Genomic DNA, 25,371 nt, shown 5'->3' with positions numbered 1-25,371 from the left:
ACGCTTGCCAGTCAAGCGTTGATAGCTATCATCAAGATAGCAAATTTCTTCACTGACGAATCTATTGCCTGCCAAGCCTGGCGCTTACCGGCGCCAGGGGAGGGCAGCGAAAAACGACAGTTTTCTGCGACCACTTGTTGATCGTGCTGTCGTCGCAAAAAGAGGAAGCTCACCCATGAAACACATCATCGCCGTCCTGATCGAGAACGAAGCCGGTGCGCTGTCGCGCGTCGTGGGCCTGTTCTCGGCGCGGGGCTACAACATCGAATCGCTCACCGTGGCGCCGACGGAAGACCCGTCGCTGTCGCGCATGACCATCCAGACCACCGGCTCGGATGACGTGATCGAGCAGATCACCAAGCACCTGAATCGCCTGATCGAAGTCGTCAAGGTGGTCGATCTGACCGAGGGTGCCTACACCGAGCGCGAACTCATGATGGTCAAGGTGCGCGCCGTGGGCAAGGAGCGCGAGGAGATGAAGCGCATGGCCGACATCTTCCGTGGCCGCATCATCGACGTGACCGACAAGAGCTACACCATCGAGTTGACCGGCGACCAGCCCAAGAACGACGCCTTCCTGCAGGCCATCGACCGCACGGCCATCCTGGAGACCGTGCGCACCGGCGCCAGCGGCATTGGCCGGGGCGAGCGCATCCTGCGCGTCTAGGGCGTTGTAGGACAATCGCCTGTTTTCCACTTCACCCATCACTACTCAATCGGAGCCATTCAGACATGAAAGTTTTCTACGACAAGGACTGTGACCTCTCGCTGATCAAGGGCAAGACCGTGGCCATCATCGGCTATGGCTCGCAAGGTCACGCCCACGCCCAGAACCTGAACGACAGCGGCGTGAAGGTCGTGGTGGGCCTGCGCAAGGGTGGCGCGTCCTGGGACAAGGTCGGCAAGGCCGGCCTGAACGTGCTGGAAGTCAACGACGCCGTCAAGGCTGCCGACGTGGTCATGATCCTGCTGCCCGACGAGCAGATCGCCGAGGTCTATCGCAACAACGTCGAACCCAACATCAAGCAGGGCGCTTCGCTGGCCTTCGCCCACGGCTTCAACGTCCACTACAACCAGGTCGTGCCGCGCGCCGACCTGGACGTGTGGATGGTGGCGCCCAAGGCGCCCGGCCACACGGTGCGCAACACCTACACCCAGGGCGGCGGCGTGCCCCACCTGGTTGCCGTGCACCAGGACAAGTCGGGCCGCGCACGCGACCTGGCACTGAGCTATGCCATGGCCAACGGCGGCGGCAAGGCCGGCATCATCGAGACCAACTTCAAGGAAGAGACCGAGACCGACCTGTTCGGCGAGCAGGCCGTGCTGTGCGGCGGCGCGGTCGAGTTGATCAAGATGGGCTACGAGACGCTGGTCGAAGCCGGCTACGCGCCCGAGATGGCCTACTTCGAGTGCCTGCATGAGCTGAAACTCATCGTGGATCTGATCTACGAAGGCGGCATCGCCAACATGAACTACTCGATCTCCAACAACGCCGAGTACGGCGAGTACGTCACGGGCCCCGAGGTCATCAACGAGCAGTCGCGCGTGGCCATGCGCAATGCCTTGAAGCGCATCCAGGACGGCGAGTACGCCAAGATGTTCATCCAGGAAGGCCGCCTGAACTACCCCAGCATGACGGCCCGCCGGCGCAACCTGGCCGACCACAGCATCGAAAAAGTGGGCGCCCAGCTGCGCGCCATGATGCCCTGGATCGCCAAGAACAAGCTGGTCGATCAGAGCCGCAACTGATGCCCCGCGCCCGCTGCGCGGGCGCCGCATTCCTCGCAGGCCACTTCGGTGGCCTTTTTTGCGTGCTGCGGCGCGGCTACACTGCAGGGCTTTTCCGCAGCCTGCGGATACTATTGAAATAGTAGCTGCCCGCGCTTGACTGGCGGGCGTTGGAGGTCGATTTGATGCAAGAAGGCCAAGGCGGCGATACCACGCGCGGCGTGCTGGTGCGCAAGCGCCGCAAGGGCATCTACATCCTGCCCAACCTGTTCACGCTGGCGGCGCTGTTCGGCGGCTTCTACGCCATTGTCATGGCCGTGGATGCGCGCTTCGATCTGGCGGCGGCTGGCGTGTTCTGGGCCATGGTGTTCGACAGCCTGGATGGCCGCGTGGCGCGCATGACCAATACGCAAAGCGCCTTCGGCGAGCAGATGGATTCACTGTCCGACATGGTGTCCTTTGGCGCGGCGCCGGCCTTGATCGCCTACATGTGGGCGCTGCAGGGCCTGGGGCGCTGGGGCTGGATAGCAGCCTTTGTGTACTGCTCGTGCGCGGCGCTGCGCCTGGCGCGCTTCAACGTCAACACCGGCGTGGTGGACAAGCGCTGGTTCCAGGGCCTGCCGTCGCCCGCTGCCGCTGCCCTGGTGGCCGGCTTCATCTGGCTGCTGACGGATGCTGGCGTGCGCCCGGGCGAGGATGGCTGGCTGGACTGGAGCACGGTGACCTGGATCATGTTCGCCTGCACGCTCTACGCCGGCCTGACCATGGTGACCAATGTGCCGTTCTACAGCTTTAAGGACGTGCAGCTCAAGAAAAGCGTGCCCTTTGCCGTCATCGTGCTGATCGCGCTGGCCATTGCCGTGGTCAACATCGACCCGCCCAGCGTGCTGTTCGGCGTGTTCGTGCTCTATGGCTTGTCGGGCTATGGGGTCTATGCCTGGCGCAAAGCCAAGGGGCAGCACACCAGCGTCATCAGCACCTCGACCGACGAACCCGACGAGCGCGGGCTGCACGACTGAAGGGGGTGTGCTACATTCGCCGCCATGCATTTGCTGTCGCTAGCCCTACTACTGATGTCCAACGGGCAGGCAAAGTAGCGAGCGACAGGCACCGTCCCTACTTCTTCGGCCCGTTTGCACCAGCAACGGGCCGTTTTCGTATGGATGCAGGTTGCTGGTGGTTTATCCAACCCCTTGAGCGAAAGACCAGCACCATGTTGAACAACCCTGCCAGCAAGTACCGCGCCTTTGCCCCCATCGCGCTGCGCGATCGCACCTGGCCTGACACGCAGCTCACCCATGCCCCGCGCTGGCTGTCCACCGACCTGCGCGACGGCAACCAGGCGCTGATTGAGCCCATGGATCTGGCGCGCAAGCTGCGCATGTTCGAGCTGCTGGTGCGTATCGGCTTCAAGGAAATCGAGGTGGGTTTTCCGGCCGCCTCCCAGGTCGAATGGGACTTTGTGCGCCAGCTCATCGAGGAAGGCCGCATTCCCGAGGACGTGACCATCCAGGTCATGACGCCGGCACGCGAGGAGTTGATCGAGCGCACCGTGCAGTCGCTTGCGGGCGCGCGCCGGGCCATCGTGCATGTGTACAACGCCGTGGCGCCGGTGTGGCGCGAAGTAGTGTTCGGCATGAGCGTGGCCGAGGTCATGGCGCTGGTCGAGCAGCACGTGCGGCAAGTACGCACACTGACCGATGCGCGCCCCGAAACCGAATGGGTGCTGCAGTATTCGCCCGAAACCTTCAGCCTGGCCGAGCTGGAGGTTTCGCTTGAGGCCTGCGAGACGGCGATCGCCGCCTGGGGGCCAGGCCGGCCCATCATCCTGAACCTGCCCACCACCGTGGAGGCAGCCACACCCAACATCTTCGCTGACCAGATCGAGTGGATGGCGCGGCGCTTTGCCGACCGCCCCGAAGTGGTGCTGTCGGTTCATCCGCACAACGACCGAGGCACCGGCACTGCAGCCGCTGAGCTGGCGCTGATGGCTGGCGCACAGCGCGTCGAGGGCTGCCTGTTCGGCAATGGCGAGCGCACCGGCAACCTGGACATCGTGAACGTCGCGCTCAACCTGTATGTGCAGGGCGTGGCGCCGCAGCTCGACTTTTCCGACATCGACGCCATTCGCGCCGAGGCCGAGCACTGCAACCAGCTGCCCGTGCCGGCGCGCCACCCGTACGCGGGCGATCTGGTGTACACGTCGTTCTCGGGCTCGCACCAGGACGCCATCAAGAAGGCCTTTGCCACGCGCCGCGCGGGCGACGTGTGGGCTATTCCCTACCTGCCCATCGACCCCCAAGACCTTGGCCGCAGCTATGAGGCGGTGATCCGCGTCAACAGCCAGTCGGGCAAGGGAGGCATTTCCTATCTGCTGGAGGCCGAGTACGGCGTGCAACTGCCGCGGCGGCTGCAGATCGAATTCAGCCAGGTGGTGCAACGCACCATGGACGTGCAGGGCAAGGAGCTGGCGGGTGCCGACCTGTGGCGCCTCCTGTGCGACGAATATGGGCTGGAGAGCACACCCGATGTGCTGCAGCGCCACATCGCCACGCGCGAGGATGCCCAGGGCGTGGCGCAGACCGAGCTGCGCGGCAGCATCCAGTGGCAAGGCCGCGAGCGCGTCTTGCAGGGCTGCGGCAACGGCCCCATCGATGCCTTCGTGAATGCGCTGGGGGCGGCTACGGGCCACGGCATCCGTGTGCTGGACTACCAGGAGCACGCCATCGGCGGCACTGGCTCCGTGGGCGGCAACGCCCGGGCTGCAGCCTATGTGGAGCTGCGTGTGGACGAGGGTCAGCAGGTCTTCGGCGTGGGCATGGATCACGACATCCTCAGTGCCGCCCTGCGCGCCGTGACTTCCGGCGTACTGCGCGCGACACGCAGCCAGGCCCGGGCGGCTGCGCCCCAGGAGCAGGACAATCCGCGCCAGGAGACCGTGCCCGCCGCCTGACTGCGCTCGTCCCCAGATTCCACCTGCAGCCGCCCGCCCCGCCCGGCCAACCTACCCACACCCACACCAAGAAAGACCCTCATGACAGACAAGCTCATCATCTTCGACACCACCTTGCGCGACGGCGAACAGTCGCCCGGCGCCAGCATGACGCGCGATGAAAAACTGCGCATCGCCCGGCAACTGGAGCGCCTCAAGGTGGACGTCATCGAGGCCGGCTTTGCCGCCAGCTCCAATGGCGACTTCGAGTGCGTGCAGGCCATTGCCCGCGCCGTCAAGGACTCCACCATCTGCTCGCTGTCGCGCGCCAACGACCGCGACATCGCCCGCGCCGCCGAGGCGCTCAAGGACGCCAACCGCGCGCGCATCCACACCTTCATCGCCACCAGTGCGCTGCACATGGAGAAAAAACTCCGCATGTCGCCCGAGGAGGTGCTGGAGCAGGCGCGGCTGTCGGTGCGCTTTGCACGCAATCTGCTGGGTGACATCGAATTCAGCGCCGAGGACGGCTACCGCAGCGAGCCGGACTTCCTGTGCCGCGTCATCGAGGCGGTGATTGCCGAGGGCGCCACCACCATCAACATCCCCGACACCGTGGGCTATGCCATCCCCGAGCTGTACGGCAACTTCATCAAGAACCTGCGCGAGCGCGTGCCCAACAGCGACAAGGCCATCTGGAGCGTGCATTGCCACAACGACCTCGGGATGGCCGTGGCCAATTCACTGGCTGGCGTCAAGATCGGCGGTGCACGCCAGGTCGAATGCACCATCAACGGCCTGGGCGAGCGCGCCGGCAACTGCTCGCTCGAAGAAGTCGTCATGGCCGTCAAGACGCGGCGCGACTACTTCGACCTGGAGGTCGGCATCGACACCCAGCACATCGTGGCCGCCAGCCGCATGGTCAGCCAGATCACCGGCTTTACCGTGCAGCCCAACAAGGCGGTGGTCGGCGCCAACGCCTTTGCCCATGCCAGCGGCATCCACCAGGACGGCGTGCTCAAGGCACGCGACACCTACGAGATCATGCGCGCCGAGGACGTGGGCTGGAGCGCCAACAAGATCGTGCTGGGCAAACTCTCGGGGCGCAACGCCTTCAAACAGCGCCTGCAGGAGCTGGGCGTGGAGATGGAAAGCGAGGGCGACATCAACGCCGCCTTCGCCCGCTTCAAGGAGTTGGCCGATCGCAAGAGCGAAATCTTCGACGAGGACATCCTGGCGCTGGTCAGCGACGATAGCCTGAGCGGCGGGGGCGACCAGTTCGGCTTCGTCTCGCTGGCCCAGCGCAGCGAGACCGGCGAGCGCCCGCAGGCCGAGATCGTCTTCACCATGGACGGCAAGGAAGTGCGCAGCAGCGCCGAGGGCAACGGGCCGGTGGATGCCTCGCTCAAGGCCATCGAAGCGCATGTCAAGAGCGGGGCCGAGATGATCCTGTACTCGGTCAACGCCATCAGCGGCTCGACCGAGAGTCAGGGCGAGGTGACAGTGCGCCTGCAAAGCGCAGGCCGCGTGGTCAATGGCGTGGGTGCCGATCCGGACATCATCGTGGCCTCGGCCAAGGCATACTTGAACGCTCTGAACAAGCTGCAAAGCAAGGTCGAGCGGGTCGCCGCCCAGGGCTGAGTCGCCTGCGGGACAGTTCAAGTAACTTCTCAAGGAAGCCGCGCAAGACATTGATCTTGCGCGGTTTTTTTGGTCTTAGTACACTGCAACACGGTTTTTTCTCCCTGGAGCATCTGATGCCTGTGCGCCTGCCATCCGCCCTCCGCGCGTCTCCCCGTGTGTTTCACCTGGCAGCCCTGGCCACTTTGACCCTGGCGCTGGCCGTGCCGGCGGTGCAGGCGGCTCCGCGCAAGCAGGCCAGTGCCAAGAAGCCGGTCAGCACGGCGGTGGCCAAGCGCGCTGCCGCACCCTCCGCCGCCAAGGCGCCGCGCGCGGCCCGCAAGGGCGCGGCCAGCGCTGCCCCGCGCGTGGCCGCACGCAGCTCGCGCAATGCGGTGCGCGCTGCGGCGGTTGCGCCAGTGCCGGCGCGCCTGTCCTTCGGGCAGATCGCCGGCCTGCACAACACGCCCGACCCGCTCGACCTCAAGTCCAGCGTCGCCCTGGTCATGGATCAGGACACCAAGGAAGTGCTGCTGAGCAAGAACGACCGCGCCGTGCTGCCCATCGCCTCGCTGACCAAGTTGATGACCGGCCTGCTGATCTCCGAGGCGCACCTGCCCATGGACGAGGCCATCACCATCACCCAGGACGACGTGGACACGGAAAAGCACAGTGGCTCGCGCCTGCGCGTGGGCAGCACGCTGACGCGCGGCGAACTGCTGCACCTGGCGCTGATGTCCAGCGAGAACCGCGCTGCCCATGCCCTGGGCCGCACCTACCCGGGCGGTATGCCGGCCTTCGTCGAGCGCATGAACGCCAAGGCCCGGCTGCTGGGCATGGCGGACACGCGCTATGTGGAGCCCACCGGCCTGTCCAGCCAGAACCAGTCCAGCGCGCAAGACCTGGCAGCGCTGGTCAACGTGGCCCATGCTGATCCGCTCTTGCGCGAGCTGTCCACCTCGCCGGGCCATGAGGTCGCCGTGGGCAACCGTGTCCTGCAATACAACAACACCAACCGCCTGGTTAAAAGCCCGGCCTGGGATATCGGCCTGCAAAAGACCGGCTACATCTCCGAGGCCGGGCGCTGCCTGGTCATGCAGACCCAGGTGGCCGGGCGCAAGCTGATCATGGTCTTCCTGGATTCGGCCGGAAAATTCAGCCGCCTGGGCGATGCCGAGCGCGTGCGCTCGTGGGTCGAGGCCTCGGCAGCCGGCACGGGCACCATGCTGGCCGGCGGAGCGGGCAGCTTCAAGCCCTGAAGCGCTACCTGCCGAAGGGCAAAAAGCTGCTGGCTGCGCAGTGCAGCCAGCAGCTTTTTTTTGCCCACCGCCGCCCCAGCCAGCGCCGCCGCCGGCTTGCAATCAACCTGCGGACGTGTTCAGGGCAGCCGTGCGCGTCGCTGCCGCTGCATAGCCCAGGGCGCGCGAGATGTCCTGCGCCGCCGCCTGCAGCTTGGGCAGCCAGCCCTCGTCGAGCCGATTGGCCGGCGCCGAGATCGACAGGCCGGCCACCAGCTGGCCCTGGTCGTCGAAGACGCCGGCGGCCATGCAGCGCACGCCCAGCTCCAGCTCCTCGTTGTCGTGGGCAATGCCGTATTGGCGCGCGCGGCTGAGTTCGCGCTCCAGCGCCGGCAACTGGGTGATGCTGTTGCGCGTGTGGCCGGGCAGGCCGGTGCGCGTGGCATAGGCGCGCACGCGCTGCGGATCGTCCGCCGCCAGGAACAGCTTGCCGGTGGAGGTCAGATGCAGCGGCGCGTGGCCGCCGATGGCGCGCACCACCTGCATCCCGGAGCGCTCGCTGTAGGTGCGCTCGATATAGACGATCTCGTCGCCCTGGCGCACGCTCAGATTGACGGGCTGCTGGATCAGCTTGTGCAGCTGGCGCATGGGCACCACGGCGGCGTCGCGCACCGACAGGCGCGCCTTGACCAGATTGCCCAGCTCCAGCAGGCGCATCCCCAGCCGGTAGCTGCCGGCCTCGGGCCGATCGACGAAGCGCCCGATGGTCAGGTCGTTCAGGATGCGGTGCGTGGTGGAGGGATGCAGTCCGGTCTTCTCGCTGATCTCCTTGAGCGAGATGGCCTCCTCGCGCGAGGCCAGCACGTCGATGAGCTGGAACATGCGCTCCAGCACCTGCACGCTGGGTTTGGCGGGCGCATCCGCAGGGCTTTTCTTCATGGGCGGGCTACAGGGGCGAAAAGCGCCGGATTTTATCTAATGAAAAAAAAGGGCGCTTGCCGCGCCCTTGTCAGCCGGTTTTCCTGCGGCCCGGTCAGCTGCCGCGCGTCACTGGCGTCGGGGCGTTCTTGCCATAGTTCCCGTACTTGCCCAGCTCCCACTTGGCGATGGCGTTGCGGTGGACTTCATCCGGGCCGTCGGCAAAGCGCAGCGTGCGCGCATTGGCGTAGGCGTAGGCCAGCGGATAGTCGTCGCACATGCCGCCGCCGCCATAGACCTGCATGGCCCAGTCGATGACCTGGCAAGCCATGCTGGGGGCGACGACCTTGATCATGGCGATCTCGGCCTTGGCGACCTTGTTGCCCACGGTGTCCATCATCCAGGCGGCCTTGAGCGTGAGCAGGCGCGCCATGTCGATGCGGCAGCGCGCCTCGGCGATACGCTCCTGCGTCACGGTCTGCGCGGCGATCGGCTTGCCGAAGGCCACGCGGCTGCTGGCGCGCTTGCACATCAGCTCCAGCGCGCGCTCAGCCTGGCCGATCAGGCGCATGCAGTGGTGGATGCGCCCGGGGCCCAGGCGCCCCTGCGCGATCTCGAAACCACGGCCCTCGCCCAGCAGGATGTTGTCCACCGGCACGCGCACGTTGTCGAAGATGACCTCGGCGTGGCCGTGCGGCGCGTCGTCGTAGCCAAAGACGTTGAGGGCGCGCACCACCGTGATGCCGGGGGTGTCGGCAGGCACCACGATCATGCTTTGCTGCGAGTGCTTGGGTGCGTCCGGGTCGGTCTTGCCCATGGTGATGAAGACCTTGCAGCGCGGATCGTTGGCGCCTGATGTCCACCACTTGCGGCCATTGATGACGTAGTGGTCGCCGTCGCGCTCGATGCGCGTGGCGATGTTGGTGGCGTCGCTCGATGCCACGTCCGGCTCGGTCATGGCGAAGGCCGAGCGGATGCGCCCTTCCAGCAGGGGCTTGAGCCACTCGGCCTTGATGGCCTCGGAGCCGTAGCGGGCGATGGTCTCCATGTTGCCGGTGTCGGGCGCCGAGCAGTTGAAGACCTCGCTGGCCCACAGCACGCGGCCCATGATCTCGGCCAGCGGGGCGTATTCGGCATTGGTGAGGCCGGCGCCGTGGTAGCCCGAGGCCTCGGCCGTATCTACCGGCAGGAATAGGTTCCACAGGCCGGCGGCCTGGGCCTTGGGCTTGAGGTCTTCCACCGTCCTGAGCGGCTGCCAGCGGTTGCCGGCGGCGGTGTTGGCCGCCATTTCCTTGGCATGGGCCTGCTCGGCAGGGTAGATGTGCTCATCCATGAACTGCATCAGCCGGGCCTGCAGTTCCCGGGTCTTGGGGGAGTAGTCGAAATCCATGGAGTTTCCTCTCGGGTTGGTGGTGAATCGGGATGGTGGCCGGCGGCTTCAGCCGCGCTGGGCGAACGACCAGGCCAGCTCGGCCATGGGCCGGGCGGTGGCGCCGGCGGCGCGGGCCTGGGCGCTGGCGGCCGTGCCGGCCTCGACGCGCTTGGCGATGCCCTGCAGGATGGCGGCGATGCGGAACATGTTGTAGGCCAGGTAGAAGTTCCAGTCGGCGGCCAGCGCGTCGGCATCGGCGATGCCGGTGCGCTGGCAGTAGCGCTGGATGTATTCGCGCTCATCCGGGATGCCCAGCGCCGCCAGATCCAGCCCGCCGATGCCGCGCGAGAGTTCGTGCGGGATGTGCCAGCTCATGCAGTGGTAGGCAAAGTCGGCCAGCGGGTGGCCCAGCGTGGACAGCTCCCAGTCCAGCACGGCGATCACACGCGGCTCGTCGGGGTGGAACATCAGGTTGTCCAGCCGATAGTCGCCATGCACGATGGACACGCGGCTCTCGTCGCGTGCGCTGGCCGGCATGTGGGCTGGCAGCCAGGCCATGAGACTATCCATCTCGGCAATGGGCTGGGTGACGGAGGCCTGGTATTGCTTGCTCCAGCGCCCGATCTGGCGCTCGAAGTAGTTGCCCGGCTTGCCGTAGCCCGCCAGGCCCTGTGCGGCAAAGTCCACCTTGTGCAGCGCGGCGATGACGCGGTTCATCTCGTCGTAGTGGGCGGCGCGCTCGTGCGGCTGCATGTCCGGCAGGGATTGATCCCACAGCACGCGGCCCTGCATGAACTCCATGATGTAGAAGGCCCGGCCGATGACGGCCTCGTCCTCGCACAGCGCCAGCATCTGCGGCACCGGCACGTCGGTGCCGGCCAGGCCGCTCATGACGGCGTATTCGCGCTCGATGGCGTGCGCCGAGGGCAGCAGCTTGGCCACCGGCCCGGGCTTGGAGCGCATGACGTAGCTGCGCTGCGGCGTGACCAGCTTGTAGGTCGGATTGGACTGGCCGCCCTTGAACATCTCCACGGCGAGCGGCCCGGCGAAGCCGGCGACGTGCTGCGCCATCCAGGCGCTCAGGGCTTCGGTGTCGAAGAGGTGCTGCTGCGCCACGGGACGGGTGCCGATGAAATGGTCGAAGTTGCTCATGGTGATTCCGGTGTTCCAGGCCTGGATGTCAGAAATGTCAAAAATGTGAGCTGCCTGCGCTTGCCAGACAATGGTTTGCAAGTGTTTTGATACGCAAAGCCTTGTGGGACAAGCGCTGGCAGCTATGATTTTTTATCAGACTGCTGCCTCGGCGGTGCGCAGCAGGGACGGGCGGTCGCAGATCACCAGGCCTGCTGGCTCGATGCGGATGATGGCTTCGCGCTCCATGGACTTGAGTTCCTGGTTGACGCGCTGGCGCGAGGCGCCCAGCAGCTGGGCCAGCTCCTCCTGCGCCAGCTGCAGGCTGATGCGGATCTCGTCGCCATTGGCCAGGTTGGGCACGCCATAGCTGCGCACCAGGTGCAGCAGCTGCTTGGCCAGGCGCGCGCGCAGCGGCAGCGTGTTGAGGTCTTCCACCAGGCCGAACAGCACGCGGATGCGCCGCGCGTGCAGGCGCAGGAGCGCGTCGTACAGCTCCACGTGCTGCGCCAGGATCTTGCGGAAGTCGCCGCGCGCCACGCAGACGATGGTCGTGTCGCCGTGGGCATAGGCATCGTGCGTGCGCTGCTCGCCGTCGAAGAACGCCACGTCGCCGAACCAGATGCCCGGCTCCACGTAGGTCAGCGTGATTTGCTTGCCCGAGATCGAGGTCGAGCTCACGCGCACTGCGCCGCGCGCACAGGCGATCCACTCCTCGGGCGGGTCGCCGCGCGCCGCAATCAGCGCGCCGTCCTTGAAGCGTTTGACGTAGGAGCATCGGAGAATGTCGTGCCGCAGGGAGGGAGAAAGGGAGGTGAACCAGCGACCAGAGTTGATCGCCTCGCGTTCGTCGATCGTAAGAATGGGTTCGTGCATGGGCTGTCTTATGCGTGACTGGGGAGCCAAACATTGTCGCCCGCGAGACCTGCGCCAGCGCGCCGGCTGAGCAATCGCTACAATGGCGGGCTTTGGCAACACCATGCAAGGGCGAGAAAGGCACTTTCGGTTATGACACCGCGAACTACCACGGAGACCTCCACCAGCCCCTGATGGCTGGCCGTTCGCGCCTGCACGAAAGAAGCCAAGCCTCTTTCCCCCTCCAAAAGCGCGGACTGTGTTCCGCGCTTTTTGCGTTCTGAGCAAGCCGCACGGGGCTGTCCGGGACGCGGCGCTCCTCATCCATTGCCCCAGTCAAGGACTCACCGACCATGATCCAGATCACGCTGCCCGACGGCTCGCAACGCGAGTTCCCCGGCCCTGTCACCGTCGCCGAAGTGGCGGCCTCCATTGGCTCCGGCCTGGCCAAGGCGGCCCTGGCCGGGCGCATCGGCGCGGGCGACGCTGCGCGCGTGGTGGACACCAGCTACCTGATCGAGCAAGACAGCGCGCTGGCCATCGTCACCGCCAAGGACGCGGCCGGCCTGGAGGTCATCCGCCACTCCACGGCCCACTTGCTGGCCTATGCCGTCAAGGAGCTGTTTCCCGACGCGCAGGTGACCATCGGCCCGGTCATCGAAAACGGCTTTTATTACGACTTCGCCTACAAGCGCCCCTTTACGCCGGAAGACCTGGCGGCCATCGAAAAGCGCATGGCCGAGTTGGCGGCCAAGGACGAGCCGGTGCTGCGCCGCGTGCTGCCGCGCGATGCGGCGGTGGAGTATTTCAAGGGCCTGGGCGAGCACTACAAGGCCGAGCTGATCGCCAGCATCCCGACCAACGAGGAGGTCAGCCTGTACCGCGAGGGCAGTTTCGAAGACCTGTGCCGTGGCCCGCACGTGCCTTCGACCGGCAAGCTCAGGCACTTCAAGCTGATGAAGGTGGCCGGCGCCTACTGGCGCGGCGACCACCGCAACGAGATGCTGCAGCGCATCTACGGCACGGCCTGGGCCAGCAAGGAAGATTTGCAGCAATACCTGCACCTGCTGGAGGAGGCGGAAAAGCGCGACCACCGCAAGCTGGGCCGCGAGCTGGATTTGTTCCACCTGGACGAGCACGCGCCCGGCACGGTGTTCTGGCACCCCAAGGGCTGGCAGCTGTGGCAGCAGGTCGAGCAGTACATGCGCCGCGTGTACAACGACAACGGCTACCAGGAAGTCAAAGGCCCGCAGATCCTGGACAAGACGCTGTGGGAGATGACCGGGCACTGGGACAAGTACCGCGAGAACATGTTCATCACCGAGAGCGAAAAGCGCGACTACGCGCTCAAGCCGATGAACTGCCCGGGCCACATCCTGATCTTCAAGCAGGGCATCAAGAGCTACCGCGACCTGCCGCTGCGCTATGGCGAGTTCGGCAACTGCCACCGCAACGAACCCACGGGCGGCCTGCACGGCATCATGCGCGTGCGCGGCTTCACGCAGGACGATGGGCACGTGTTCTGCACCGAGGATCAGATCCAGCCCGAGGTGCTGGCCTTCACGCAGCTGCTGCAAAAGGTCTATGCCGACTTCGGCTTCAGCGACATCATCTACAAGGTCGCCACGCGCCCCGAAGCGCGCATTGGCTCCGACGAGAGCTGGGACAAGGCAGAAAGCGCGCTGATCCACAGCCTGGAGGCCTCGGGCTGCCAGTACGAGCTGTCGCCGGGCGAGGGGGCGTTCTACGGCCCCAAGATTGAGTACACCCTCAAGGACGCGCTGGGCCGGCAGTGGCAGTGCGGCACCATCCAGGTGGACTTTTCCATGCCCGAGCGGCTGGATGCCGAGTACGTCGGCGAGGACGGCGCGCGCCACCGGCCCGTGATGCTGCACCGCGCCATCGTGGGCAGCCTGGAGCGCTTCATCGGCATCCTGATCGAGCAGCACGCCGGCGCCATGCCGGCGTGGCTCGCGCCAGTGCAGGTGGCGGTGCTGAACATCACCGACGCGCAGGCCGACTACTGTCGCGAAATTGCTGCAAAGCTGCAAAAAGCGTTGCCGAATCAAGACCTTAGGGTGGTGACCGATCTGCGCAACGAAAAGATCACGTATAAAATACGCGAGCATTCGCTGCAAAAGCTGCCTTACATCCTGGTCGCGGGCGACAAGGAAAGGACAGCCGGTACCGTGGCGGTGCGCGCCCGGGGTGGCAAAGACCTCGGTGTGATGTCCATCGACGCCTTTGTCGAACTGATCGCACGGGACATCGCCTCCAAAGCCTGATTCTTTGAATTTCTCAAGGGTCAAGAACCGCTTGGAAGCGCACGGGTTGTGCGTGAGCAGCTATGCTTTTCGTAGCTTTTTACATAGAGGGTGAGAACCATCGCTACCGAATTTCGTGACCGCCGCCACCGGGAGGAGCGCAAGCACCGCCTGAACCGGGAAATCATGGCCCCTGAAGTGCGCCTGTCCGGCCCCGACAACGAACCCCTGGGCATCGTCAGCCTGCAGGAAGCCCTGCGCATGGCCGGCGAGCTGGATGTGGATCTGGTGGAAATCGCCGCCACGGCCAATCCGCCCGTGTGCCGCCTGATGGACTACGGCAAGTTCAAGTACCAGGAGCAAAAGAAGGCAGCCGAGGCCAAGGCCAAGCAGACGGTCATCGAGATCAAGGAAGTGAAGTTCCGCCCCGGCACCGACGAGGGCGACTACCAGATCAAGATGCGCAACATCCGCCGCTTCTTGGCGGAGGGCGACAAGGTCAAGGTCACGCTGCGCTTTCGCGGCCGCGAGATCACGCACCAGGAGCTGGGCCTGGCCCTGCTCAACCGCCTGCGCGACGAACTCGCCGACTCCATCCTGGTCGAGCAGTTCCCCAAGCTGGAAGGCCGCCAGATGATCATGATGATCGCCCCGGCGCGCAAGAAACCTGCGGCGGCAGCCCCTCGGCCCGCCGCCGACGGCGCTCAGCCTTCCGCCGCCTGAAGGAAAGCATGGAAGGATTCCGGTCGGCGGCGCCTCGGCGCTGCTGGCCAGAAGGCAGTGCCCCTGCGGCATTGCAAGGCGCCGGGCCATGCCCGGCGTACACAAGAAGTGGCTCGGGGCCAACAAGGTTGCACAAGGGTTGTGCAAACGCCTCACGAGCACAAGGCAATTGGAAGCATTCACATGCCCAAAATGAAGACCAAGAGCAGCGCGAAGAAGCGTTTTCGCGTTCGTCCGGGTGGCACCGTCAAGCGCGGTCAAGCCTTCAAGCGTCACATCCTGACCAAGAAGACCACCAAGAACAAGCGCCAGTTGCGCGGCGTCGTGAACGTGCATGAGGGTGACATGGGCTCCATCGCCAAGATGCTGCCCATGGCCGGCCTGTAATTCACACTGACGAACAAGGAGAAAACACATGCCTCGCGTCAAACGTGGTGTAACGGCACGCGCCCGTCACAAGAAAGTTCTCGCCCTGGCCAAGGGCTTCCGTGGCCGTCGTGGCAACGTCTTCCGCATCGCCAAGCAGGCGGTGATGAAGGCTGGCCAGTACGCCTACCGTGACCGCCGCAACAAAAAGCGCGTGTTCCGCCGCCTGTGGATCGTCCGTATCAACGCCGCTGCGCGTGAAATGGGCCTGACCTACAGCCAGTTCACCAACGGCCTGAAGAAGGCTGCCATCGAGATCGACCGCAAGATGCTGGCCGACCTCGCTGTACACGACAAGGCTGCCTTCGGCAGCATCGTGGAGCAAGTCAAGGCCAAGCTGGCTGCTTGAGTTCACGGCGCGCAGCTATTGATTTGATAGCTGTCAGCGCACCACCAGCAAGGGCTAGGGCTTGAAAAGGCACTAGCCCTTGTTTTTTCGCCTTTCGCAAAGAGCAACATGAACGAGTTGGAATCCCTGGTGACGAGTGCGCGCGAGTCGTTCGCGCGCTGTGCAACCCCGGCCGAGCTGGAAAACGCCAAGGCGCAATTCCTGGGCAAATCGGGCCGGCTGACCGAGCTGATGCGCGGCATGGCGCAGCTCTCGCCCGAGGAGAAAAAGACGCGCGGCGCGGCCATCAACGTCGCCAAGCAGGGCGTCGAGGCGGCTCTGGCCGAGCGCCGCCAGCAGCTGGCTGATGCCGAGCTGGAGCGCCAGCTCAAGGCCGAGGCGCTGGACGTGACGCTGCCGGGGCGCCAGCGCGGGCGCGGCGGGCTGCATCCGGTGTCGCTGACGCTGGAGCGCATCGAGCGCATCTTCGGCTCCATGGGCTTCGACGTGGCCGACGGCCCCGAGATCGAGACCGACTGGTTCAACTTCACCGCGCTGAACACGCCCGAGGATCACCCGGCGCGTTCCATGCACGACACCTTCTACGTCGAGGGCGGCACGCCCGAGGCCCCGCACCTGCTGCGCACGCACACCAGCCCCATGCAGGTGCGCTACGCCGTGCAGCACGTGAAAAAATACCGCCACCTGATCGACGCCGGCCAGCCGATGCCCGAGATCCGCGTCATCGCCCCGGGCCGCACCTACCGCGTGGACTCGGACGCCACGCACTCGCCCATGTTCCACCAGTGCGAGGGCCTGTGGATCGGCGAGAACGTCAGCTTCAAGGACTTGAAGGTCGTGTTCACCGACTTTTGCCGGACGTTTTTCGAAAGCGACGACCTGGTGCTGCGCTTTCGCCCCAGCTTCTTCCCCTTCACCGAGCCCAGCGCCGAGATCGACATCCAGTTCCAGCAGGGGCCGCTGGCCGGCCGCTGGCTGGAAGTCGCCGGCAGTGGCCAGGTGCATCCCAACGTGGTGCGCAACATGGGGCTGGATCCCGAGCGCTTCATCGGCTTTGCCTTCGGCATGGGGCCGGATCGCTTGACCATGCTGCGCTATGGCGTGAACGACCTGCGCCTGTTCTTCGACGGCGACATCCGCTTCCTGTCGCAGTTCCAGTGACAGCGTGCGCCATCGCACGGCGCTGATGAATTCAAAAAAATGAGCGCCTGACGCTTGCCAGTATTGAGTTTGAGAGTGTTTTGTATCTCAAACCCTTGCTGGACAAGCGCTGGAAGCTCATCTTTTCAGAGCAAAAAACCCAGAGTTAACGACCATGCAATTTCCCGAATCCTGGTTGCGCGAGTTCTGCAACCCGCCCCTGAGCACGCAGGAGCTGGCCGACACCCTGACCATGGCCGGCCTGGAGGTCGAGGAGCTGCGCCCGGTGGCGCCGCCCTTCACCAAGATCGTGGTCGGCGAGATCAAGAGCGCCGGGCAGCACCCCAACGCCGACCGCCTGCGCGTGTGCCAGGTCGATGTCGGCGCGCCCGAGCTGCTGGCCATCGTCTGCGGCGCGCCCAATGCCCGCGCCGGCATCCGCGTGCCCTGCGCGCTGGTGGGCGCCGAGCTGCCCCCGGGCGAGGATGGCAAGCCCTTTGTCATCAAGGTCGGCAAGCTGCGCGGCGTGGAAAGCCGCGGGATGCTGTGCTCGGGCCGCGAACTGGGCCTGTCGGACGACCACGGCGGCCTGCTGGAGCTGGCCGCCGATGCGCCGCTGGGCCAGGACATCCGCCAGCACCTGTTGCTCGACGACACGCTGTTCACGCTCAAGCTCACGCCCAACTTGGCGCACTGCCTGAGCATCTACGGCGTGGCGCGCGAACTGGCCGCGCTGACCGGCGCGCCGCTGCTGCGCCCGGAATTCCCACAGGTGGCCACGCAGATCGAGGACCGCGTGCCGGTGCGCATCGAGGCGCCTGATCTGTGCGGGCGCTTTTCCGGGCGCGTGCTGCGCGGCGTCAACCCGCGCGCGGCCACGCCGCAGTGGATGGTCGATCGCCTGGCGCGCTGCGGCCAGCGCAGCGTCGCGCCGCTGGTGGACATCTCCAACTACGTCATGTTCGAGCTGGGCCAGCCCTCGCACATCTTCGACCTGGACAAGATCCACGGTGGCCTGCAGGTGCGCTGGGGCCGGGCCGGCGAGACGCTCAAGCTGCTCAATGGCAACACCGTCAGCGTCGATGAGAAAGTGGGCGTGATCGCCGACGAGCGCGAGGTCGAGTCGCTGGCCGGCATCATGGGTGGCGACGCCACGGCCGTGGGCGACGACACCAGGAATATCTATGTTGAGGCCGCCTTCTGGTGGCCTGGGGCCATTGCTGGGCGCTCGCGCCGCTACAACTTCTCCACCGATGCTGGCCACCGCTTCGAGCGCGGCGTCGATCCGCAGCGCACGGTGGAGCACATCGAGCGCATCACCCAGCTGATCCTGGACATCTGCGGCACACCCGAGACGGTGTGCGCGCCCATCGACGATCAGCAGGTCAACCTGCCGCAACAGCCGCCCGTGCGCCTGCGCGTGGCGCGTGCGGCCAAGGTCATCGGGATGCCCCTGACCGAGGCGCAGTGCGTGCAGGCACTGCAGCGCCTGGGCCTGCCGGTGCAGGCGCAAGACGGCGTGCTGACGGTGGTGCCGCCGTCCTGGCGCTTCGACCTGCGCCTGGAGGAAGACCTGATCGAGGAGGTGGCGCGCATGGTCGGCTACGACCGCCTGCCGACCACGCCGCCGCTGGCGCCCATCACGCCGCGCCTGCCGCTGGAGTCGCGCCGCAGCAGCTTTGCCGTGCGCCGCGAACTGGCGGCGCTGGGCTATCAGGAAACCATCAATTTCAGCTTCGTCGAAGAAGCCTGGGAGCGCGACCTGGCCGGCAACGACGCGCCGATCCGGCTGCTCAACCCGATTGCCAGCCAGTTGAGCGTCATGCGCTCGTCGCTCTTGGGTTCGCTGCTGCAGGTGCTCAAGTTCAACCTGGATCGCAAGGCCGAGCGCGTGCGCGTGTTCGAGCTGGGCCGCGTCTTCCGGCGCGACGCCAGCGTGCCGGCCAGCGACGCCACTGTGCAGGGCTATGACCAGCCCATGCGCGTGGCCGGCTTGGCCTGTGGCGCGGTGGATGCGCTGCAGTGGGGCGCCAAGGCCCGGACTGTCGATTTCTTCGACGCCAAGGGTGATGTGCAGGCGCTGCTGGCACCGCTGAAGGCGACGTTCGAGGCCGCCGAGCATCCGGCCATGCACCCGGGCCGCTGCGCGCGCGTGCTGCTGGACGGCCAGGTCATCGGCCATGTGGGCGAGTTGCACCCGCGCTGGCGCCAGTCCTGGGAGCTGCCTGCCGCGCCAGTGCTGTTCGAGCTGGAACTGGATGCCGTGCTGCGCCGCCGCGTGCCGCAGTTCGAGGCCGTGGGGCGGCGCCAGCCGATCGAGCGCGACATCGCCGTGGTCGTGGCCGAGCGCATCACGCACGATGCCGTCATGCAGGCCGTGCGTGCCGCACTGCCGGCGCAGCTGCTGCGCTCGGCGGTGCTGTTCGACGTGTTCCGCCCGCAACCCGAGCGCGCCGGCCAGCCGGGCCAGCTGGCCGTTGGAGAAAAGAGCCTGGCCATCCGCCTGACGCTGGCCAGCGATGTCCAGGCGCTGCAGGACGCCGAGATCGACGCTGCCGTGCAGGCAGTGCTGCAGCGCCTGGCCGACAGTACGGGAGCGCGGCTGCGATGAAGCGTGAGATCTCTGGCCAATCCTCGCCCTTGTTGTCGGCGCAGGGCCTGGAGGCGCCGGCCCTGACCAAGGCGCAACTGGCCGAGTTGCTGTTCGAGCAGATCGGCCTGAACAAACGCGAGTCCAAGGACATGGTCGATGCCTTCTTCGAGCTGATGGCCGAGCGTCTGGCGCAGGGCGAGGATGTGAAGCTGTCGGGTTTTGGCAACTTTCAGATCCGCACGAAGGCGCCGCGCCCGGGGCGCAACCCGCGTACCGGCGAGCTGATCCCCATCGAGGCACGGCGCGTGGTGACCTTTCACGCCAGCAGCAAGCTCAAGGAGCAGATCCAGCAGGAACTGCTGCCGGGCAAGGCCTGATTTGCCCCATGGTGCAGCAGGGGCAGCCGGGCTACCCTGTTGCTCCTGTCGAACGCTTCGCGCCTGTGTCGCCTGTGCCATGAATTCCGAGCTTCCTCCCCTGCCGGCCAAGCGCTATTTCACCACCGGTGAGGTGGCGCAGCTGTGCGGCGTCAAGCCCCATGTGCTGCGCTACTGGGAGCAGGAGTTCACGCAATTGCGCCCCATGAAGCGCAGAGGCAACCGGCGCTACTACCAGCACCATGAGGTGTTGATGATCCGGCGCATCCGCGAACTGCTGTACGAGCAGGGCTTCACCATCAGCGGCGCGCGCAACCGCCTGCAAGAGCTGGGCCTGGGCGGGCGCGGCGCCCAGGAGCTGGCTGTCCATGCCGCCCTGCTCGCTGATCCGCCGGATGAGGCGGTCAGCGCCGTGCAGCCGCAGCCGGCCCCTGTCACCGTGTGCCTGGAAGCCGGCCCGGGTGCATCGGCTCAGGCCGCCCAGGTCGATCCGGCAGCGCTGCGCCGGGAGTTGGAAGAAATTCGCGCGATTCTCTTTTGAGGCTGTTTTTTCTGCATATAATCTAGGTCTTGTCGGCGTGTAGCGCAGCCTGGTAGCGCACTTGCATGGGGTGCAAGGGGTCGCGAGTTCGAATCCCGCCACGCCGACCAATTTCAGGAAAGACTCTCGGGTTTTTCCAAACCGACCCACAGGCGCGTAGCTCAGCTGGTTAGAGCACCACCTTGACATGGTGGGGGTCGTTGGTTCGAGTCCAATCGCGCCTACCAGGATGACACATCCGCAGCAGACCAGGCTACGGAAAAAATGTGGAAACTCCGTGAAAAGCCACCCGCTCACCCGGGTGGCTTTTTCATTTTTTGCCCTGCTGCCAGCTCATCCCACGCTGGTGCGGCCCTCGGGCACGCTGCTCATGTGAGCGCTCGACTACCCACGTTTTCGGATGCGCGCGCCAGATGCTGCCAGGCTCGCACCGCCGCCAGCACGGTCTGCATCTGCACCGTGTGCGCGAAGCGAAAGGCCGGCCCGTGGATGGTCTCGTCCGGAAACTCGCTGATCAGCGTGACCGGCGCATCGCGCGTGTTCTCCTGCACCATGCAGGCGATGCCGTCGATGACCTCGAAGGGCAGGGGCCGGCGTGGCATTCGTACAGCTGGCGCTGGCGCTGGTTGAATTCGGCCAGGCCAGGGACTTGCAGCAATTGCCGGCACACGCTGTGCAGCAGGGCGCGGGCGCGCCCCTGCCAACCGCTGTGGTGGCGCAGGATCAGGAAAAAGCCCTTGGGCAGCATCCAGTCCGCAAAGCCGCGCGGCATGTAGCCAGACAGGGGCCGTGTCCATTCATGCGCCGGGTAGCCGTGCAGGTTGACGTGCAGCCGGGCGCCCGACAGCGCCAGGGCGGTCTGGCGCGCCTGGCGCTCCAGCAGCGGGGCGTGTTCGCGGTATTCGATGTCATCGCCCAGCGCGCTGTAGCGCGCCGCGTGGTGCATGTGGCCCGGGTGCTGCTGACACAGCTCGCGGTGCAGGGCGTAGCCGTCCGGGTTTTCCAGCGCGATCAGGGCGAAGTGCGCCCCTGGCTGCGCGTGCAGCGCCTGCGCCGCCCGCAGGGCGCCGACGATGCCCGAGGTCTCGTTGGCGTGCTGCCCGGCGCTGATGAAGACCGGCTCCTGGCTGCCGGCGCGGTAGCAGCCCTGCACCGCGCGGCCCTGGCGCGTCGGCGCGCTGAAGCGCTCGGCAGGCCAGGTGCGCATGATGCGCTCGATGAGTGCTGCTGGAGGCGGGCTGTCCAGCAGCTCCAGGGGCGGCTGGCCGTTCTGGGCCAGGCCACGGGCGCCCTGCGCCTCGGCCCTGGTGCCGGGCCAGGCGCCTTTGGGCGGCTCAGGTTCATCGAACGCGCGCAGTTGCACGCGCACGCGCACCTGTTCGGCGCCAGCGCGTACGTCCGGCACGATCTGCCCGGGCTGCAGCCGGCGATCGCCCGCAGTGCGGCCACTGTGCTGCTGGAAGAACTCCAGCAGCGAAAAATACACGTCCTCGTGCAGCGCCTCCAGGGTGCTGATGGTCTCGTCGGCCCAGGTGATGGGCTGCTCGTAGCCGGGCAGGTCGATGCGGATGTCCAGGCGCTCGAAGTAGGGCTCCTGCGCCGGCCAGGGGTGGCGTGCAACGGCCTGCATGATCTGCTGCCAAGCCTCCTCGTAGTCGGTGCTGACGGCGCTGTCGAGCACATCCGCCAGCCCGGCGCTGCTGCCCACGCGCAGCCAGCCGGTGGGCGAGAGCACCGGGGTGCCGGTGCTGTCCGGGTGTTGCCGGTTGGGCGCATGGATGCGTGCCGTCCTCGTGCGGCCACCGTGCCAGCGCAGGCGCACGCCATACCAGGGCTGCTGATCACTGCGCGCCAGCAGCTGCACGGCGCCGGCAGGCAGCAGCGCGGCCAGCGGATAGGCCTCCAGAGCGAAGCGCCGGGCATCGCCTGCCGCCGGCTGCGGGTAGTCGATATGGACGCTGGCCAGCTGCGCTGCGGTTGCGGCGCTCACCACTTCATCGAGGAAGAACTGCACCAGCGGCTTGTAGGCGCTGTGAAAGCGTGCCTGCACGCCGGCGGCCGCCAACTGCTGCTCGGCAGCGCGCCGTGCCGGTGGGCTTTCGAACAGCCAGCCCTCGATGAATTTGCCGCGCCACTGCGGCTGCGAGAAGCGCTGCACCCAGGCCGTCAGGGTGCGCTCCAGCGCGAGGTCCAGGATGGGCGGCGCCTGATCGAGTGGCGGGTGCATGGCAGGCTTGGATTTATGATGAAAATCGGCTCAAACCCTTGCTGGTCAAGCACTGATAGCTATGAATTCAGGAGTCAAACGTCATGCTCGCGGCTGGTGCTGCTCAGGCTGGGCGGCACTGGCTCGCCCATGCGCCGGGCGCGAAACAGCGCCGCGCGCATCAGGAAGATGGTGGTCACCGGCACCGTCACCGCCACGAACAGGGCGATCAGCAGCGCGTGCAGTGCCAGGCGGTCGATGGCGGAGAAATAGATCAGCGTGGCGTGCATGACGCACCAGCAGCCCAGCGTGGCGATGATGGACGGGGCGTGGACGCGCTCGAAGTAATTCTTCAGCCGCAGCAAGCCGAATGAGCCCATGAAGGCGATCAGCGCGCCCAGCAGCACCAGCGCCGAGATCACGATGTCCAGCCACAGCGGCAGCTCGGCGGGGTTCATTCGATCAGCTCCCCGCGCAGCAGGAACTTGGCCAGCGCCGTCGAGCTGACAAAGCCCAGCAGGGCGATCAGCATGGCTGCCTCGAAGTAATTGATGCTGCTGTAGCGGATGCCCAGCAGCAGCATGACCAGCATCCCGTTGAGGTACATGCAGTCCAGTGCCAGGATGCGGTCTTGCGCGTTCGGCCCCAGCACCACGCGCACCAGGCACAGCAGCATGGCCAGCGCTAGCACCAGCAGCGCCAGCGGCACGGCCCAGGACAGGACGGGGCTTGTCATGACTCGAAGATCTCCATCAGCGGGCGCTCGTAGCGCATCTTGACGTGCTCGATGATGGCCGGCGCATCGGCCACCTCCAGCACATGCAGCATCAGCAGCGAGCGATCCAGCGATAGCTCGGCCCAGGATGTGCCGGGTGTGATGCACACGATCATGGCCAGCACGGCCAGCGCGTTGGGATCGCGCAATTGCAGCGGGATGATCACGAAGTCCGACGGATGGCGCGGCGGGCCGGGACGCAGCAGGGCGCGCAGCACGGCGATGTTGGACTCGGCCGTGTCCACCATGACGATGTAGCACAGGCGCAGCACGGCCAGTGGCCGGCGCACGCGCACCTGCTGCGGGCGCAGCGAGGCAAAGACCAGCGGCAGCGCCAGCGCCAGCACGCCGGCCAGCAGCAGGTGGCCGGCGCTGAGCGAGTGGTTGAGCATCAGCCAGATCAGGAACAGCCCCAGCGACACCAGCGGCGCGGGCAATATCTTCTTCACGAGCTTGTTCTCCTCTTTGCGTGCCTCAGGGTTGCGCCGCTGCCGTGGCCGGCGCTACTTCGGCGGGGGCCGGGTTGGGCACGGCGCGTGTGCCCAGCACGGCGCGGACATAGGTCTGCGGGGCGTGCAGGGCGTCGGCGGCGGCCTGGGTGAAGCGCAGGGCTGGCTCGGCGCGCAGCGTCAGCGCGGTGCAGGCCAGCAGCAGCGCCGCCACCGGCAGGCCTTCCAGCACATGCAGGCGCGGCGCCAAGCGCTCGGACGCTGCCCAGAAATTGCGGATGCCGGTGCGGGTCAGGGCGGTGAGCGACAGCAGCCCGGTGCCGATCAGCAATGCCAGCAGCGTCCAGCCGGCCATGCCGGGCCGCACTCCGGCAGACGCGCCCAGGCCCAGTGGATTGAGCAGGGCCGTCAGCATGGCGAACTTGCCGACGAAGCCCGACAGCGGCGGCAGTCCGGCAATGACCAGCGTGCTGACCAGCCAGGCCAGGCCCAGCAGCGCGGCGGCGGCGGGGATGACGCGGCCCACCAGCACCTCCTCCTCGTCGTCCAGGTTCAGGCCGGGGCGCGGCACCAGCTCGGGCGTCAGAAAGGGCGCCTCGTCGCCGTCGTCGGCGCGCAGGGCCGTGCCGTCGATGCGCCAGCGCTCGATCAGGTCGGCCAGCAGGAACAGCGCGGCAATGGCCAGGGTCGAGCCGGGCAGGTAGTACAGCATGGCGGCGGTGAGCTGGTTCTGGCCAAAGCCCGTGGCCGCCAGCACCGTGCCCGAGGACAGTACGGCGGCAAAGCCGGCCAGCTGCACGGGCCGCTGAGAGGCCATCATGCCGATGGCGCCAAACGCCATGGTGACCATGCCGGCGCCTGTCAGCCACGGCCCGCCGAACAGCGCCGAAGCGCCGGCCTCGCTGCCGAACAGCAGCGTCCACAGGCGCAGCAGCGTGTAGATGCCGACCTTGGTCATGACGGCAAACAGCGCGCCTACCGGCGCCGTGGCTGCGCCATAGGCCGGCACCAGCCAGAAGTTGAGGGGCCACACGGCAGCCTTGATCAGGAAGGCCGTGGCCAGAATGGCGGCGGCGGCGTGCAGCAGGCCCACATCGCTGCCGGCCACCAGCGGCACGGCGCGCGCCAGGTCGGCCATGTTCAGCGTGCCGGTAATCCCATACAGCATGGACGCGCCGATCAGAAACAGCGAGGACGCCGCCAGGTTGATGGCGATGTAGTGCAGGCCCGACTGCACGCGCGTGCGCCCCGAGCCGTGCAACAGCAGCCCGTAAGAGGCAGCCAGCATGATCTCAAAGAACACGAACAGGTTGAACAGGTCGCCGGTCAGGAAGGCACCGGCCAGGCCCATCAGCTGCAGCTGGTACAGGGTGTGGAAATGCACGCCTGCGCGGTGCCAGCGCGTGCCGGCAAAAATGATGGCGCACAGGGCGATGGTGCTGGTCAGCGTCAGCATCAGCGCGGTCAGCCGATCGAGCACCAGCACGATGCCAAAGGGCGCTTCCCAGTTGCCCTGCAGATACACGCCCATGCCAGCTGGCGTGCTGGATTGGTGCGTCCAGCGCAGCAGCGCCAGGGCGATGAGCAGGCCCAGTGCGGTGGAGACGATGTTCAGGCCCAGCTTGAAGCGCTGGCGCTCCTCGCGCATGAGCAGCGTCAGCGTGGCCGTCAGCAGCGGCAGGGCGATGGGCGCCAGCATCAGGTGCGGCATCCAGCGTGCCGCCAGTTCGGCAA

22 protein-coding genes, 2 tRNA genes and 1 pseudogene are annotated in these 25,371 nt (G+C 66.4%); 16 read left to right on the top strand and 9 right to left on the bottom strand.

What is annotated here, in order from left to right; all coding sequences use genetic code 11:
- Positions 1-175: 175 nt before the first annotated feature.
- The 6 genes from ilvN (at position 176) to IDM45_RS06795 (ending at position 7,539) form a co-directional block, all read left to right on the top strand.
- The gene (gene ilvN / locus IDM45_RS06820) at positions 176-667 is read left to right on the top strand and encodes an acetolactate synthase small subunit (RefSeq protein WP_209422175.1); all 492 of its coding nucleotides are present in this window, start codon (positions 176-178) and stop codon (positions 665-667) included.
- Between the two features lie 65 nt (positions 668-732).
- Positions 733-1,749: a ketol-acid reductoisomerase gene (gene ilvC / locus IDM45_RS06815; protein WP_209422174.1), complete on the top strand. Its 1,017-nt coding sequence runs from the start codon at positions 733-735 to the stop codon at positions 1,747-1,749.
- 164 nt (positions 1,750-1,913) lie between these two features.
- Positions 1,914-2,747 (top strand): CDP-diacylglycerol--serine O-phosphatidyltransferase, encoded by an 834-nt coding sequence (pssA, locus tag IDM45_RS06810; RefSeq protein WP_209422173.1) that lies wholly within the window; start codon positions 1,914-1,916, stop codon positions 2,745-2,747.
- Positions 2,748-2,941: 194 nt separating this feature from the next.
- Positions 2,942-4,681 carry a 2-isopropylmalate synthase gene (leuA, locus tag IDM45_RS06805; RefSeq protein WP_209422172.1) on the top strand — a complete coding sequence of 580 codons (1,740 nt, stop codon included), beginning with the start codon at positions 2,942-2,944 and terminating at the stop codon, positions 4,679-4,681.
- 81 nt (positions 4,682-4,762) lie between these two features.
- Entirely contained in the window at positions 4,763-6,301 is a 1,539-nt protein-coding gene (locus IDM45_RS06800; RefSeq protein WP_209422171.1) for a 2-isopropylmalate synthase, read from the top strand.
- Positions 6,302-6,417: 116 nt separating this feature from the next.
- Positions 6,418-7,539, top strand: a complete 1,122-nt coding sequence (locus tag IDM45_RS06795) for a serine hydrolase (protein ID WP_209422170.1) — start codon at positions 6,418-6,420, stop codon at positions 7,537-7,539.
- 102 nt (positions 7,540-7,641) lie between these two features.
- Here the strand turns inward: IDM45_RS06795 and IDM45_RS06790 are convergent, their stop codons facing one another.
- From IDM45_RS06790 to IDM45_RS06775, 4 genes are all read right to left on the bottom strand, one after another.
- Positions 7,642-8,457: an IclR family transcriptional regulator gene (locus IDM45_RS06790; RefSeq protein ID WP_209422169.1), complete on the bottom strand. Its 816-nt coding sequence runs from the start codon at positions 8,455-8,457 to the stop codon at positions 7,642-7,644.
- 94 nt (positions 8,458-8,551) lie between these two features.
- Entirely contained in the window at positions 8,552-9,826 is a 1,275-nt protein-coding gene (locus tag IDM45_RS06785; RefSeq protein ID WP_209422168.1) for an acyl-CoA dehydrogenase family protein, read from the bottom strand.
- 48 nt (positions 9,827-9,874) lie between these two features.
- Positions 9,875-10,960 carry a phosphotransferase family protein gene (locus tag IDM45_RS06780; protein ID WP_209422167.1) on the bottom strand — a complete coding sequence of 362 codons (1,086 nt, stop codon included), beginning with the start codon at positions 10,958-10,960 and terminating at the stop codon, positions 9,875-9,877.
- Between the two features lie 135 nt (positions 10,961-11,095).
- Positions 11,096-11,815: a Crp/Fnr family transcriptional regulator gene (locus IDM45_RS06775; protein WP_209422166.1), complete on the bottom strand. Its 720-nt coding sequence runs from the start codon at positions 11,813-11,815 to the stop codon at positions 11,096-11,098.
- A 332-nt stretch (positions 11,816-12,147) separates the two neighbouring features.
- Here IDM45_RS06775 and thrS point away from each other — a divergent pair, with 332 nt between their 5' ends.
- From thrS to IDM45_RS06725, 10 genes are all read left to right on the top strand, one after another.
- On the top strand, positions 12,148-14,079 hold the full coding sequence (thrS, locus tag IDM45_RS06770; protein ID WP_209422165.1) for a threonine--tRNA ligase: 1,932 nt from the start codon (positions 12,148-12,150) through the stop codon (positions 14,077-14,079).
- Between the two features lie 90 nt (positions 14,080-14,169).
- Positions 14,170-14,781, top strand: coding sequence for a translation initiation factor IF-3 (gene infC, locus IDM45_RS06765; protein WP_209422164.1), 612 nt, complete (start codon positions 14,170-14,172; stop codon positions 14,779-14,781).
- 183 nt (positions 14,782-14,964) lie between these two features.
- Positions 14,965-15,168 (top strand): 50S ribosomal protein L35, encoded by a 204-nt coding sequence (gene rpmI, locus IDM45_RS06760; protein WP_209422163.1) that lies wholly within the window; start codon positions 14,965-14,967, stop codon positions 15,166-15,168.
- A 28-nt stretch (positions 15,169-15,196) separates the two neighbouring features.
- Positions 15,197-15,556 (top strand): 50S ribosomal protein L20, encoded by a 360-nt coding sequence (gene rplT, locus IDM45_RS06755; RefSeq protein WP_209422162.1) that lies wholly within the window; start codon positions 15,197-15,199, stop codon positions 15,554-15,556.
- A gap of 108 nt (positions 15,557-15,664) precedes the next feature.
- Entirely contained in the window at positions 15,665-16,717 is a 1,053-nt protein-coding gene (gene pheS, locus IDM45_RS06750) for a phenylalanine--tRNA ligase subunit alpha (RefSeq protein ID WP_209422161.1), read from the top strand.
- Positions 16,718-16,871: 154 nt separating this feature from the next.
- Positions 16,872-19,307, top strand: a complete 2,436-nt coding sequence (pheT, locus tag IDM45_RS06745; protein WP_209422160.1) for a phenylalanine--tRNA ligase subunit beta — start codon at positions 16,872-16,874, stop codon at positions 19,305-19,307.
- A complete protein-coding gene (locus IDM45_RS06740; protein ID WP_209422159.1) occupies positions 19,304-19,666 on the top strand; it encodes an integration host factor subunit alpha in 363 nt (120 codons plus the stop codon). Before pheT ends, IDM45_RS06740 begins: the two co-directional genes overlap by 4 nt.
- 79 nt (positions 19,667-19,745) lie before the next feature.
- Complete coding sequence (locus tag IDM45_RS06735) at positions 19,746-20,207, top strand: MerR family transcriptional regulator (RefSeq protein ID WP_209422158.1); 462 nt, start codon at positions 19,746-19,748, stop codon at positions 20,205-20,207.
- A gap of 33 nt (positions 20,208-20,240) precedes the next feature.
- Positions 20,241-20,317 (top strand) — tRNA-Pro (locus IDM45_RS06730).
- A 40-nt stretch (positions 20,318-20,357) separates the two neighbouring features.
- A tRNA-Val gene (locus tag IDM45_RS06725) sits at positions 20,358-20,434 on the top strand.
- A 141-nt stretch (positions 20,435-20,575) separates the two neighbouring features.
- Here the strand turns inward: IDM45_RS06725 and IDM45_RS06720 are convergent.
- The 5 genes and pseudogenes from IDM45_RS06720 to IDM45_RS06700 form a co-directional block, all read right to left on the bottom strand.
- Positions 20,576-22,434 (bottom strand): annotated as a pseudogene (locus IDM45_RS06720) (peptidase M14).
- Between the two features lie 74 nt (positions 22,435-22,508).
- Complete coding sequence (mnhG, locus tag IDM45_RS06715) at positions 22,509-22,871, bottom strand: monovalent cation/H(+) antiporter subunit G (RefSeq protein ID WP_209422157.1); 363 nt, start codon at positions 22,869-22,871, stop codon at positions 22,509-22,511.
- A complete protein-coding gene (locus IDM45_RS06710) occupies positions 22,868-23,149 on the bottom strand; it encodes a K+/H+ antiporter subunit F (RefSeq protein WP_209422156.1) in 282 nt (93 codons plus the stop codon). The genes mnhG and IDM45_RS06710 overlap by 4 nt, the downstream gene beginning before the upstream one ends.
- Positions 23,146-23,637 (bottom strand): Na+/H+ antiporter subunit E, encoded by a 492-nt coding sequence (locus IDM45_RS06705; RefSeq protein WP_209422155.1) that lies wholly within the window; start codon positions 23,635-23,637, stop codon positions 23,146-23,148. The genes IDM45_RS06710 and IDM45_RS06705 overlap by 4 nt, the downstream gene beginning before the upstream one ends.
- Positions 23,638-23,662: 25 nt before the next feature.
- A complete protein-coding gene (locus IDM45_RS06700) occupies positions 23,663-25,348 on the bottom strand; it encodes a monovalent cation/H+ antiporter subunit D (RefSeq protein ID WP_233457589.1) in 1,686 nt (561 codons plus the stop codon).
- Positions 25,349-25,371 lie beyond the last annotated feature (23 nt).

It is taken from the genome of Melaminivora jejuensis, from assembly GCF_017811175.1.
Taxonomy (GTDB): domain Bacteria; phylum Pseudomonadota; class Gammaproteobacteria; order Burkholderiales; family Burkholderiaceae_C; genus Melaminivora; species Melaminivora jejuensis.
This window is presented reverse-complemented; position numbering and strand designations above follow the sequence as displayed.

What these genes read in the sequence shown, in the direction of transcription:
- ilvN (WP_209422175.1), top strand. Translation starts at nt 176, where the DNA reads ATGAAACACATCATCGCCGTCCTGATCGAGAACGAAGCCGGTGCGCTG.
- ilvC (WP_209422174.1), top strand. Translation starts at nt 733, where the DNA reads ATGAAAGTTTTCTACGACAAGGACTGTGACCTCTCGCTGATCAAGGGC.
- pssA (WP_209422173.1), top strand. Translation starts at nt 1,914, where the DNA reads ATGCAAGAAGGCCAAGGCGGCGATACCACGCGCGGCGTGCTGGTGCGC.
- leuA (WP_209422172.1), top strand. Translation starts at nt 2,942, where the DNA reads ATGTTGAACAACCCTGCCAGCAAGTACCGCGCCTTTGCCCCCATCGCG.
- IDM45_RS06800 (WP_209422171.1), top strand. Translation starts at nt 4,763, where the DNA reads ATGACAGACAAGCTCATCATCTTCGACACCACCTTGCGCGACGGCGAA.
- IDM45_RS06795 (WP_209422170.1), top strand. Translation starts at nt 6,418, where the DNA reads ATGCCTGTGCGCCTGCCATCCGCCCTCCGCGCGTCTCCCCGTGTGTTT.
- IDM45_RS06790 (WP_209422169.1), bottom strand. Translation starts at nt 8,457, where the DNA reads ATGAAGAAAAGCCCTGCGGATGCGCCCGCCAAACCCAGCGTGCAGGTG.
- IDM45_RS06785 (WP_209422168.1), bottom strand. Translation starts at nt 9,826, where the DNA reads ATGGATTTCGACTACTCCCCCAAGACCCGGGAACTGCAGGCCCGGCTG.
- IDM45_RS06780 (WP_209422167.1), bottom strand. Translation starts at nt 10,960, where the DNA reads ATGAGCAACTTCGACCATTTCATCGGCACCCGTCCCGTGGCGCAGCAG.
- IDM45_RS06775 (WP_209422166.1), bottom strand. Translation starts at nt 11,815, where the DNA reads ATGCACGAACCCATTCTTACGATCGACGAACGCGAGGCGATCAACTCT.
- thrS (WP_209422165.1), top strand. Translation starts at nt 12,148, where the DNA reads ATGATCCAGATCACGCTGCCCGACGGCTCGCAACGCGAGTTCCCCGGC.
- rpmI (WP_209422163.1), top strand. Translation starts at nt 14,965, where the DNA reads ATGCCCAAAATGAAGACCAAGAGCAGCGCGAAGAAGCGTTTTCGCGTT.
- rplT (WP_209422162.1), top strand. Translation starts at nt 15,197, where the DNA reads ATGCCTCGCGTCAAACGTGGTGTAACGGCACGCGCCCGTCACAAGAAA.
- pheS (WP_209422161.1), top strand. Translation starts at nt 15,665, where the DNA reads ATGAACGAGTTGGAATCCCTGGTGACGAGTGCGCGCGAGTCGTTCGCG.
- pheT (WP_209422160.1), top strand. Translation starts at nt 16,872, where the DNA reads ATGCAATTTCCCGAATCCTGGTTGCGCGAGTTCTGCAACCCGCCCCTG.
- IDM45_RS06740 (WP_209422159.1), top strand. Translation starts at nt 19,304, where the DNA reads ATGAAGCGTGAGATCTCTGGCCAATCCTCGCCCTTGTTGTCGGCGCAG.
- IDM45_RS06735 (WP_209422158.1), top strand. Translation starts at nt 19,746, where the DNA reads ATGAATTCCGAGCTTCCTCCCCTGCCGGCCAAGCGCTATTTCACCACC.
- mnhG (WP_209422157.1), bottom strand. Translation starts at nt 22,871, where the DNA reads ATGAACCCCGCCGAGCTGCCGCTGTGGCTGGACATCGTGATCTCGGCG.
- IDM45_RS06710 (WP_209422156.1), bottom strand. Translation starts at nt 23,149, where the DNA reads ATGACAAGCCCCGTCCTGTCCTGGGCCGTGCCGCTGGCGCTGCTGGTG.
- IDM45_RS06700 (WP_233457589.1), bottom strand. Translation starts at nt 25,348, where the DNA reads ATGCCGCACCTGATGCTGGCGCCCATCGCCCTGCCGCTGCTGACGGCC.